Annotated in this window: 7 protein-coding genes; 2 read left to right on the top strand and 5 right to left on the bottom strand. The window is 75.2% G+C overall.

What is annotated here, in order from left to right:
• Positions 1 to 168 precede the first annotated feature (168 nt).
• The 3 genes from HS045_RS27335 to HS045_RS27325 form a co-directional block, all read right to left on the bottom strand.
• On the bottom strand, positions 169 to 2,550 hold the full coding sequence (locus tag HS045_RS27335; RefSeq protein WP_196454336.1) for a bifunctional diguanylate cyclase/phosphodiesterase: 2,382 nt from the start codon (positions 2,548 to 2,550) through the stop codon (positions 169 to 171).
• A 217-nt stretch (positions 2,551 to 2,767) separates the two neighbouring features.
• On the bottom strand, positions 2,768 to 4,900 hold the full coding sequence (locus tag HS045_RS27330; protein ID WP_307827748.1) for an ATP-dependent RecD-like DNA helicase: 2,133 nt from the start codon (positions 4,898 to 4,900) through the stop codon (positions 2,768 to 2,770).
• Positions 4,901 to 5,099: 199 nt separating this feature from the next.
• Positions 5,100 to 5,522: a YchJ family protein gene (locus HS045_RS27325; RefSeq protein ID WP_196454335.1), complete on the bottom strand. Its 423-nt coding sequence runs from the start codon at positions 5,520 to 5,522 to the stop codon at positions 5,100 to 5,102.
• 128 nt (positions 5,523 to 5,650) lie between these two features.
• On the opposite strand from HS045_RS27325, the gene HS045_RS27320 reads away from it, so the two are divergent.
• Positions 5,651 to 6,373 carry a TetR/AcrR family transcriptional regulator gene (locus tag HS045_RS27320; RefSeq protein ID WP_196454334.1) on the top strand — a complete coding sequence of 241 codons (723 nt, stop codon included), beginning with the start codon at positions 5,651 to 5,653 and terminating at the stop codon, positions 6,371 to 6,373.
• Positions 6,370 to 8,871 (top strand): PEP/pyruvate-binding domain-containing protein, encoded by a 2,502-nt coding sequence (locus tag HS045_RS27315; RefSeq protein WP_196454333.1) that lies wholly within the window; start codon positions 6,370 to 6,372, stop codon positions 8,869 to 8,871. Before HS045_RS27320 ends, HS045_RS27315 begins: the two co-directional genes overlap by 4 nt.
• Here HS045_RS27315 and HS045_RS27310 read toward each other — a convergent pair.
• Together HS045_RS27310 and HS045_RS27305 are read right to left on the bottom strand one after the other, a co-directional pair.
• On the bottom strand, positions 8,861 to 10,114 hold the full coding sequence (locus HS045_RS27310; RefSeq protein ID WP_196454332.1) for a methyltransferase: 1,254 nt from the start codon (positions 10,112 to 10,114) through the stop codon (positions 8,861 to 8,863). The genes HS045_RS27315 and HS045_RS27310 overlap by 11 nt on opposite strands.
• Before the next feature lie 73 nt (positions 10,115 to 10,187).
• Complete coding sequence (locus tag HS045_RS27305; protein WP_196454331.1) at positions 10,188 to 10,724, bottom strand: NUDIX hydrolase family protein; 537 nt, start codon at positions 10,722 to 10,724, stop codon at positions 10,188 to 10,190.
• Positions 10,725 to 10,905 lie beyond the last annotated feature (181 nt).

Genomic DNA, 10,905 nt, shown 5'->3' with positions numbered 1-10,905 from the left:
ATAGCGGCGTGCTCCGCGCCCGGATTCGGCGGCCCGGGGAACCGCTCCCCGACCCACCCGGGACCCCGGGGGCCTTCATTCGCGGCGGTCGATCCCCCGCACGCCGGACCGGACCGGGTCTCCCCTGCACGCCGGTCCGGTCCGGCGTCCCCGGAGAACGGTGGGGCGTCAGGCGGCGGACTGCGAGACGGCCACCTGGAGCATGTCGTCGATCGCGCGGGCCGGGGCGGGCTGGGAGAACAGGTAGCCCTGGGCCAGCGGGCAGCCCATCTGCTGCAGGAGCGTGGCCTGCTCCCGGGACTCGACGCCCTCGACGACGGTGGACAGCCCCAGGCTGGCCGAGAGCTCCACGATGGCCTTGGTGAAGGCGCGGGCCTGGTGGGGGTCGGTGTCGGTGAGCGGGGCGGTGAACGAGCGGTCGATCTTGAGGATGTCCACCGGGAGGGTGCGCAGGTAGGCCAGCGAGGAGTAGCCGGTGCCGAAGTCGTCCAGCGCGATGCGCACGCCGTGGGTGCGCAGCTCGGCGAGGAGCTCGACGATGCGGCGGGTCTCGGCGGCGGTGGTGGCCAGCAGCATGCTCTCGGTGACCTCCAGGGTCAGCGCGTTCTCCGGCAGCTCGTAGCGGGCCAGGACCTCCAGGACCGTGTCCCGGAACGCGCGCTCGCGCAACTGCCTGCCGGAGACGTTGACGGTCATGGCGATGCCGTACCGCTCGTGCCAGCGCTGCGCGTCGGCGCAGGCCTGGTTCAGGACCCAGCGCCCGATCTCGACGATCAGCCCGGTGTCCTCGGCGACGGGGATGAACACGTCCGGCGGGATGGGCCGCCCGCCGGCCGGGGTCCAGCGCAGCAGGGCCTCCACCGCGTAGATCGTGCCGGAGGTCAGGTCCACGACGGGCTGGTAGGCCAGGGTGAACTCCTCCCGGGCCAGCGCCTGGCGCAGCCCGACGGCGAGCTCCGCGTGGTGCAGGCGCCGGGCGCGCAGCTCGCTGTCGAAGACGATGATCTGGTTCTTTCCGGCGGCCTTGGCCTCGTACAGGGCCAGGTCGGCGTCGCGCAGGGCGTCGGAGGCGGTGGCGATGACGGTGCCGGCCAGGACGCCGATGCTGGTGGTCAGGTAGAGCTCGCGGCCGTCGACCAGGTAGGGGGAGCGCACGGTCTCCAGCATCCGCTGGGCCACGGCCATCGCCTCGCCGGTCTCGGCGCGGGGCAGCAGGATCGCGAACTCGTCGCCGCCGAGCCGGGCCAGGATGTGCTCGCCGGCGACCAGGTCGCGGAGCCGCTGGGCCACGACGGTGAGCACCTCGTCGCCCACCGGGTGGCCGTAGGTGTCGTTGACGTCCTTGAACGCGTCCAGGTCCAGCAGGAGCAGCGCCGGGTGGGGGGCGCCGGGGGTCGCGGCGTGCGCGGTGATGACGGTGTGCAGGGCCTCGCCCAGCAGGGTGCGGTTGCCCAGCCCGGTCAGCGGGTCGTGCGAGGCGCGGTGGGACAGGCTGCGCTGCAGGGCGTCCTGCCGGTGCAGGGCCACGCGCAGGTCGGCCGCCTGGGCCAGGCTCACGCACGCGACGGTGCTCAGCCGCAGTACCAGCAGTACGGCCAGCAGCACGGTCAGCAGCGTGACCGCCCTGCTGCCGTGGGGCCCCACGACCGCGCCGACGCCCGTGAACATCGGGACCACGACGGAGACCAGCGGGCTGAGCAGCGTCAGCGCCAGGGCCAGCACCAGCAGCACGGCCACCCGCGCCCGGCTGAGGGGGGTGGGCTCCTGCGCCCGGCCCGCGGCGGACATGCTGGGGTGCAGCATGGCCGCGCCGGTCAGGACGCCCCAGCCCAGCCAGCAGGCCGTGGAGACGGCGCCGTACACCTCGCTCGAGGCCTGGTTCAGCAGGTAGACGACGTCGGAGAGGAACATGGCGGCGTAGGAGGCGCTCAGCAGGCTCAGCCCCGGCACCCGTCCGCTGTCCAGGGCCAGGCGGACCACCAGCCCGATGATGAACAGGTCGATGGCCGGCAGCGCCAGCGCGAAGACCAGGTCGGTGTCGATGTGCACGGCCCGGTCGGTGACCGGGCCGATGAGCAGCGTCCAGAGCGGCATGGCCACGCCGATGGTGATGATGCCGGCGTCCAGCAGCGCCGCCCAGCGGGGGCCGGCGGTCCGCAGGCTCAGCATGATCAGCGCGATCAGCGCGAAGCCGTACGCGGCGAGCGTGCTCACCTGGTAGAGGCCCAGCAGCAGGGGGCTCCTCAGCCAGACCCAGCCGACGCCCCAGCCGAGGGCGCTCGCCAGCAGCGTGATCAGGAGGCCGGTGCCGATCAGCCGCCACGGGCCCGAGCCGGTCAGGCCGTTGCGGCGCATCCCGGTCAGGACGGCCACCGCGGAGACGCCGGGCAGCAGCACCCAGGACAACGTCTCCAGGACCGGTGACGTCCCCGCCGCGAACGGGGCGGTCGCCGCCGCCACGCCTCCCAGCACGAGGAAGACCAGCCAGGCCTGCGGGCGGCCGGCAGAGCGGGAGCCGGTACGGGCCGCCGCGAAGAGGCTCTGCATCATGATCTCTCTGGTGGCCTGCCGGGACTCCCGCCCGCGTGCCCGGACGGCACGGCGGGAAGGGAGGTCGGCAACGGTGACGGGGAGGGGTGCGGGCCGGCGGACGGCGCGGGCCTGCGGGTTCTCCTTCTGCGGGTCGGATACGTCCCCTATCGGTGCGCGGTCGCCGCAGTTGACCGGAAGAAGGTGACGATCGGGTAAAGGAGCGGCCCTCCTGCGCTCAGCCCCGCAGGCTCAGCGCGAGCCTGCGGGCGAGCCCGGTGTTGCGGCGGTGCCCGAGCCGGTGGACCGCCGTCTCCAGGGCCTCGCGCTGCCCGACGAGGACCACCCACGACCGGGCCCGGGTGACCAGGGTGTAGAGCAGCCTGCGGCGCAGCATGACGCCGCCGGCCTCGGCGACGATCGGCGCGACCACGAAGGGGTACTCGCTGCCCTGGGAGCGGTGCACGCTGACGGCGTAGGCGTGGGTCAGCTCGTCGAGCTCGCCGAAGCCGTACCGCACGCTCTCGCCGTCGTCGGTGCGGACCTCCAGGAGCCTGTCCTGCCGGACGATCCCGGTCACCGTCCCGGTGGTCCCGTTGAAGACGCCCTTGTCGTAGTCGTTGCGGACGGACATGACGCGGTCGCCGGTCCGGAAGACCGAGGCGCCCGACCAGTGCTCCTCCTTCCCCTCGCCGGCGGGGTTGAGCCGTTCCTGGATCATCCGGCCGATCTCGACGGTCCCGGTCGCGCCCCTGCGCATCGGGCACAGGACCTGGACCTGGCCGGGGTCGACGCCCTGCTTGCGCGGGATCGCCGCCGTCGCCAGGTGGACCACCCGCTCGGCGACCTGGCCGGGATCGTCGACCTCCTCGAACCAGAACCCCCGGCGGCCGGGGAGGTCGGGCACCCGGCCGGCCCGGATGCGGTGGGCGACCTGGATGATCCCGCTCTCCGCCGCCTGGCGGAAGACGTGCGTCAGCCGGGTCCGCGGAACGGCCTCGACCCGCAGCAGGTCGGCCAGCACGTTGCCGGGCGCGATGCTCGGCAGCTGGTCGCCGTCGCCGACGAGCAGCAGGTGGCTGCCCGAGGGGACGGCCGCGGCCAGGCGGGTGGCCAGGTGCAGGTCCAGCATGGAGGCCTCGTCGACCACGACCAGGTCGGCCTGGGCGGGCGTCTCGGTGAACAGCGTGCCGGGCTCCGGGTCCGGCCGGCGGGCCAGCAGGCGGTGCACGGTCATGGCGGGCAGCCCGGTCAGCTCCGACAGCCGCTTGGCGGCCCTGCCCGTCGGGGCGGCCAGGGTCACCGTGCCGCCCGCCGCCCGCACCGCGGCGGCGACGGCCCTGACCGTGTGGCTCTTGCCGCATCCCGGGCCGCCGGTGAGGACGGACACGGTGTTGGTCAGCGCCATGGCCACGGCCGCCCGCTGCTCCTCGTGCAGGCCCGGGTCCTCCGGCCACGTGCGCGCGGGCAGCGCCGAGGGGGCCTGGCAGAGCCTGGTCAGGTGGGCCGCCAGGCCGATCTCGCGGCCGTGCACGTGCCGGGCGTAGACCACGGTCCGCTCCGGGTCGTCGGGCGACGCCTCGACCACCACCCGACGCTCGGCCCGCAGCGCGTCGACGGCCCGGCGGACCGGCTCCCGGCCCTGGTCGACCAGCTCGGCGGCCCTGCCGACCAGGACGTCCAGCGGCAGGTAGCAGTGCCCGTCGCGGGCGCCCGCGGTCTCCAGGGTGTCCAGGACCGCCGCGCCGATCCGCTCCGGGCTGTCCTCCGGGACGCCGGACCTCAGCGCGATCCGGTCGGCCGTGCCGAACGCGATGCCGCGGACCTGGCCGATGAGGCGGTAGGGGTCGGAGGCGAGGACCTGCCCGGAGTCCGCGCCGTACACCTGGTAGATCTTGGCCGCGAGCAGCGGGCTGACCCCGAACCCCTGCAGGACCGCCATCAGCGCGGCGATCTCCTTCTGCTCCTCCCAGGCCTGGACGATCTGCGCCTGCCGGGCGGGCCCGATGTTGACGACCTCCCTGAGCCGCTCCGGCTCGGCGTCGATGACCTCCAGCGTCGCCTCCCCGAAGTGGCTGACGATGGCGTGGGCGAGCCGCGGCCCGATGCCGCGGATCAGGCCCGAGCCGAGGTAGACCCGGATGGCCCGGACCGTGGCCGGGGCCACCCGCTCGCAGCCGTCCACCGCGAAGTGCCGACCGTGGCGCGGGTGCTCGCCCCAGGAGCCGACCAGCCGGAGCGACTCCCCGGGCTGGATGCCGGCCAGGGCCCGGCCGGAGGCGATGAGGTCCGGCACGCCCTCGGCGCTCATCCGCGCGACGGTGTAGCCGTCCTCGCGGACGTGCACCAGGTGTTCGACGGAAACGTCCACAGCAGGGATCCAATCGGATACGACCGACAGAAACCCGCAGGCGGGGCGCACCGCCGCCGGGTCCGCCCGCGGTGCTCCGGTCTCCGGAGCGAGGCGCGCCGCCGCCGGGTCCGCCCGCGGTGCTCCGGTCTCCGGAGCGGGGGGCGTGTCGCGGCGCGTCCCGGTCCGCAGACCGGTGCGCGCCCGCGGGCGCCGGTCCTCAGGCGGGGAGCGCGCCCACGTACACCCACGCGCCCGCGTGCCGGGTGAAGCGGCTGTGCTCCTCCATCTCCCCCGCCCGGCCGCGCTCGGTGTAGCGGGCGCGGAAGCGGACGGTGCCCTCGGTGTGGAAGGCGCTCCCGCCGGTGGCCTCCAGGATCTCCAGGCCCGTCCAGCGCAGCGCCCGGTCGAGCTCCACCGCGGGCGGGCGCGTCGACGGGTGCCAGGTGCGCAGGAGGTAGTCCGCGTCGCCGACGCTGAAGGCGCTGAACCGCGAGCGCATGAGCAGTTCGGCGGTGGGCGCGGCGGCCTCCCCCCGGTGCAGCCGCCCGCAGCAGTCCCGGTAGGGCGCGGGGAGCCCGCAGGGGCAGGGGGCGGCGGATCCGGGGACGGCCTGGCGGGGCCGCGGGCTGCGTCGGGGCATGCCTCCCATTGTGCCGTCCTCGCGTTCCCGGCCCGCCCCGGTCCGCGGCGGGCCGGGATTCACCGCGACGCCTTGTCGAATAGATGACTGGATGCATATATTCAGTCATCTATCTGAAAGGTGGTGTCATGACAGCCGAGTCCTCCGATCGCCGACGGCGGACGCCGGAGCAGCGCCGAGCGCGGGCGGAGCGGATCCTGGACGCGGCGGCGGAGCTCATCGCCCGCTGGGGCTACGACAAGACGACCCTCGACGACGTCTCCCGGCACGCCGGCGTCGCCAAGGGCACGCTCTACCTGCACTGGAAGAGCCGGGAGGCGCTGTTCACGGCGCTGCTCCGCCGGGAGCGGGTGCTGATGCTGGAGGCCGTACGGCTGCACACCGCCGGCCGCCCGGAGCCGGTGGGCGGCCTGGTCCGGCGGCTGGCGCTGGAGATGCTCCGGCGCCCGCTGCTCAAGGCGCTGCTGCTCGGCGAGAGGGAGGTGCTCGGCGGCCTGCTGCGGCACAAGCACACCGCCCCGGAGGCCGCCGAGGCGATGTTCACCGCGTTCGCCGCCTACCTCCGCGTCCTGCAGGAGCACGGGCTCGTCCGGTCCGACCTGACCCCCGCCGAGCAGCAGAACGTGATGGCCACCGCCTTCTACGGGTTCTTCCACATCCCCGCACCGCCCGCCCCGTTCGGCCTGGACATCGAGCGGCGCGCCGCCCTGCTCGCCGAGACGGTGCAGCGGACCCTGGGGTCCGGGCGGCCCGTCGCCCCCGAGAGCGCCGCGCAGGTGGCCGAGGCCACCGCGCGTTATCTGGACCGGGCCCTGGAGATCGCCCGGAGGAAGCTGGAGGAGAGCCTGTGAACACCCTTCCGCTCGACGCCCCCGGAGCCGACCTGGCGACCGTGGGCGGCAAGGGCGAGTCCCTGGCCCGCCTGGCCCGGGCCGGGCTGCCGGTGCCGCCCGGGTTCCACGTCACCACCGCCGCCTACCGCGGCTTCACGGCCCGGCACGGCCTGCGGGAGCGGATCCTGGCGGGCGGGGCCGGCGAGATCGCGGCGCTCTTCGCCGCCCACGCGGTCCCGGACGGCATCGCCGGCGACGTCCGGGACGCCTACCGGAGTCTGTGCGGGGACCGCGGGGACGTCCCGGTCGCGGTCCGGTCGTCGGCGACCGCCGAGGACCTGCCCGGCATGTCCTTCGCCGGCCAGCAGGAGAGCTACCTGAACGTCCGCGGCGCCGAAGAGCTCCTGGACGCGGTCCGGCGCTGCTGGGCCTCGTTGTGGACCGAGCGGGCCATCGCCTACCGCGAGCGCCACGGCATCCCCCGCGACCAGGTGGCCCTCGCCGTCGTCGTCCAGGAACTCGTGCCGGCCGACGCGTCGGGCGTGCTGTTCACCGAGGACCGCGGCCGGCTGACCGTCAACGCCGCCTGGGGCCTGGGCGAGGCGGTCGTCGGCGGCCTGGTCACACCCGACACGTTCACGATCGACCGCGACCGCCGCACGGTCGTCGCCGAGACGGTCGCGTCCAAGGCCGTCATGACCGTGCGCGCGCCCGGCGGCACCCGCGAGGAGCCGGTCCCGCCCGGCCTGCGCGACCGGCCGGTCCTGTCGGCGGCCCAGGCGCTGGAGCTGGCCGACCTCGGGCTGCGCATCGAGGAGCTGTACGGCCACCCGGTGGACGTCGAGTGGGCGCTGCACGACGGGCGGCCGTACATCCTGCAGGCCCGGCCGATCACCGGGCGGCGCGAGGAGTGGAACGACTCCCTGCGGGGCGACTACCTGTGGACCAACGGCAACCTGGGCGAGGCGATCCCGAGCGTCATGACGCCGTGCACGTGGTCGGCCGTGCGGGTGTTCATGGCCGACGCGATGATCTTCTCCGAGCTCGGCGGCCACCCCCTGTGCGGGAACATCGGCGGCAGGTTCTACATGAACCTGAGCGTGACGGCCGCGCTCGCCACGGCCCTGGGCATGGGCGGGCGGCTCCGGGCCGCCCAGGAGCCGGTCTTCGGCCGGATACCGGAGTCGCTCGCTCCCCCGCCGCTGCCGATGCCGCGCCTGCGGATCCTCCGGGAGTCGCTGCCGATCATCCGGGGCCGCCTCGCCCTGCGCGGGTACGTCCGCAGGCTCCCGGAGTTCCTCGCGACCGCGACCGCGCGCGCCGAGGCCCTGCGTGCCGAGATCGCCGCCGCCGAGGACCTGCCCGCGCTCTGGCGGGACCGGGTGGAGCCGTACTTCCACGAGTGCAGCCGCATGCTGGCCGCCGCGGGCCGCCAGGACGCCGGCGCGCTCGTCTTCCTCCACGGCAGGCTGGTGCGGCTGGTCGGGGAGGAGGACGCCAACGCGCTGACGTCCGGGATCCGGGTCGGCGGCGGACGCCTGGAGAGCCTCGGGCCGCTGCTCGGCCTGGCGCGCCTGGAGCGCGGGGAGATCGACCGGGAGACCTTCGCCCGGCGCCACGGCCACCGCTGCCCGGACGAGTTCGAGCTCTCGGCCCCCCGCCCCGGAGAGGACCCGGAGTGGATCGACAGGCTGCTCGCCGCCGCCACGGTCGACCCGGTGGAGCTCCTGGACCGCCAGGACGAGGTGAGCCGCGCCGCCTGGCGGAGGTTCCGGGAGCGCACCCCGCGGCGGGCCGCGCGGCTGCGTCGGAGGATCGACCGGTGGGGGGCGATCGTCCAGGCCCGGGAGGAGGCCCGTTCGGAGACGATCCGCTCCTTCTGGGTGCTGCGCGACTTCGTCCTGCGGGCCGGGGAGCTGACCGGGTGCGGCGACGACCTCTTCTTCCTGACGATCGACGAGATCATGGACGTGCTGCGCGGCGGGCGGCGGGCGCTCTCCCGCGTCGCGGAGCGGCGGGCGGCCTACGAGCACTACCGGTCGCTGCCGCCGTACCCGGGCGTCATCCGCGGCCGGTTCGACCCGGAGCGGTGGGCCGCCGACCCCGGCCGCCGGGGCGACGTCTTCGACTCCCACGCGCCGGTGGCGCCCGCGCCGGAGACGGTCACCGGCTTCCCCGGCGCGGCCGGGGTGGTCGAGGGGACCGCCCGGGTGATCTCCTCCATGGAGCAGGCCGACCGGCTCGGGCCGGGAGAGATCCTGGTGACGGCCGTGACCAACGTGGGCTGGACGCCGTTGTTCCCCCGGGCGGCGGCGGTCGTCACCGACGTCGGCGCGCCGCTCTCGCACGCCTCGATCGTCGCGCGCGAGCTGGGCATCCCCGCCGTCGTCGGCACCGGGAACGCCACCGCTCGGGTGCGCGACGGCGACCGGATCCGCGTCGACGGGGGACGCGGCAGCGTCGAGGTGATCGCCCCGGCCGGGGAACCGGGCCGGCCGGAGGGGGTCAGCGCTTGACGGCCCGCAGGACGACGAACTTCGGGTCGCTCGCGACGACCTCGCAGTTGCCGAAGAGCCGGCGCAGCTTGGCGTGGTAGCCCAGGTGCCGGTTGCCGACGACCCAGAGCTCGCCCCCGCGGCGCAGGGCGGCGCGCGATCCGGTGAACATGCGCCAGGCCGTGGCGTCGGTCGTGGCCCGGTGGGTGTGGAACGGCGGGTTGTTCAGGATCAGGTCGACCGTCCGGGGCGGCACGCCGGACAGCCCGTCGCCCACCCGGAACTCCGCCCTGGCCGCCGTACCCGTCGCCGGACCGGTCACCGGCCCCGGTCCGGTCGCCGGTACGGTGCCCGCGGCGGCGCGCGTCCCGGCGTTCGCCCGGAAGGTGGCCTCCGCCGAGGCCACCGCCTGGTGGGACTCGTCGACGAACAGCACCTCGGCCTCGGGGTTGTCCAGCGCCGCGGCCGTCCCGACCACCCCGTTGCCGCAGCCCAGGTCCACGACGCGCTCGGGCCCCCGGCGCCGCGGAAGGTGCCGGAGCAGGAACCGGGTGCCGATGTCGAGGCGGTCGGCGCAGAAGACGCCCGCGTGGTTGACGGCGGTCAGGCCCGAGGCCGGCCCCACCCCGCCGGGCAGCTCGTAGCTCTTGGGCCAGGGGCTGGGGGTCCGGGGCAGACCGGGGTCGGGCGTGCACAGGATGAGCCGCGCCTTGCGCACCGCCAGCGACGTCCTGGTCGGGCCGAGGATCCGCTCGAACAGCCGCAGCGTCGAGGTGTGGATCTCGGTGACCATCCCCGCGCCGACGACGACGGTCCCGGCGTGCACGCCGGGCGCGAGCCGGTGCAGCAGGTCCTCCAGGAGCGCCAGGCTCCTGGGCACCCGGACCAGCAGCACGTCGATCCGGTCCGGCGGGGCGTCCCTGGTCGACAGCAGCCGCGCCGCGCCCGCGCCGATCCCGTTGCGCTCCAGGTTGGCCCGGGTCGCCTCCTGGGTGAGGAACGAGTCGGTGATCTGCACGGGGCGGTGACCGGCGAGCGCGGTGGTCAGCGCGCCCCACCGGTCCCCTGCCACGACCACGGCGCCCGACAGGTCCACCGGCCCGCCGGAGAAGCCGCCGGTCTCCCCGCCGGGTCCTCCGGCGGCGCCGTCGAGGTGCCGCAGGAGGTACTCGTCGGCGGCGTCCCAGGCGCGGAGCGGGTCGCGGGGGTCGTCGGGGAAGCGGGCGAGGGCGAGGTCGCCCCGCGGAGTCGTCAGGCGGTTCATCGCGCCCCAGGGTAGCCGCACGGCGGCGCGGGGACGCGCCGCCGGACGGAGGCGCCCGCCCGCGCCCGCACCGTCAGGGCAGGCGGCCGACGTGCGCGAGGGCCTGCTTCAGCAGGACGTCCTGCCCGCCGGACATCTCCTGCAGCACCGACGGCGACGCGGCCTCCCGCGGCGTGAACCAGGCGAAGTCGAGGGCGTCCTGCCGGGGACTGCAGTCCCCGGCGACCGGGACGACGTACGCCAGGGAGACCGCGTGCTGCCGGGGGTCGTGGTACGGCGTGACGCCCGGCGTCGGGAAGTACTCGGCGATGGTGAACGGCTGCGGGGTGGCCGGGACGCGGGGCAGCGCCACCGGGCCGAGGTCCTTCTCCAGATGGCGCAGGAGCGCGTCGCGGACGCGCTCGTGGTGGAGCACCCGCCCGGACACCAGGGCGCGGCTGACCGTCCCGTCCGATCCGATGCGCAGCAGCAGCCCGACGTGCGTGACCGCCCCCGTGTCGTCGACCCGCACCGGCACGGCGTCGACGTAGAGGATCGGCATCCGCGCGCGCGCCGCCTCCAGTTCGTCGGGAGAGAGCCAACCGGACGCGGTTTCGGTCATTTCGGTCATTGGTCGATCGTACTTCGCGACGGGCCCCGCGGGCACGGCCACTCCCGAAGTGCGGCTCGACCGGATGCGGACATCAGGCATCATGGACAGGTGGCTCGGGTGGGGGACGAGGGTTACGGCAGCGTGCTCGACGGCGCGCCCGGCGGTGCGCCCTGCGGTGCGCCCGGCCGGTCGGGCGCGG

This window comes from Planomonospora sp. ID82291, from assembly GCF_015711645.1.
GTDB lineage: Bacteria > Actinomycetota > Actinomycetes > Streptosporangiales > Streptosporangiaceae > Planomonospora.
Note: the sequence above shows the minus strand (reverse complement) of the source record. Positions and strands in the feature narration are given on the sequence as shown.

Coding starts and splice junctions, on each gene's coding strand:
- HS045_RS27335 (WP_196454336.1), bottom strand. CDS start 2,550: ATGATGCAGAGCCTCTTCGCGGCGGCCCGTACCGGCTCCCGCTCTGCC.
- HS045_RS27325 (WP_196454335.1), bottom strand. CDS start 5,522: ATGCCCCGACGCAGCCCGCGGCCCCGCCAGGCCGTCCCCGGATCCGCC.
- HS045_RS27320 (WP_196454334.1), top strand. CDS start 5,651: ATGACAGCCGAGTCCTCCGATCGCCGACGGCGGACGCCGGAGCAGCGC.
- HS045_RS27310 (WP_196454332.1), bottom strand. CDS start 10,114: ATGAACCGCCTGACGACTCCGCGGGGCGACCTCGCCCTCGCCCGCTTC.
- HS045_RS27305 (WP_196454331.1), bottom strand. CDS start 10,724: ATGACCGAAATGACCGAAACCGCGTCCGGTTGGCTCTCTCCCGACGAA.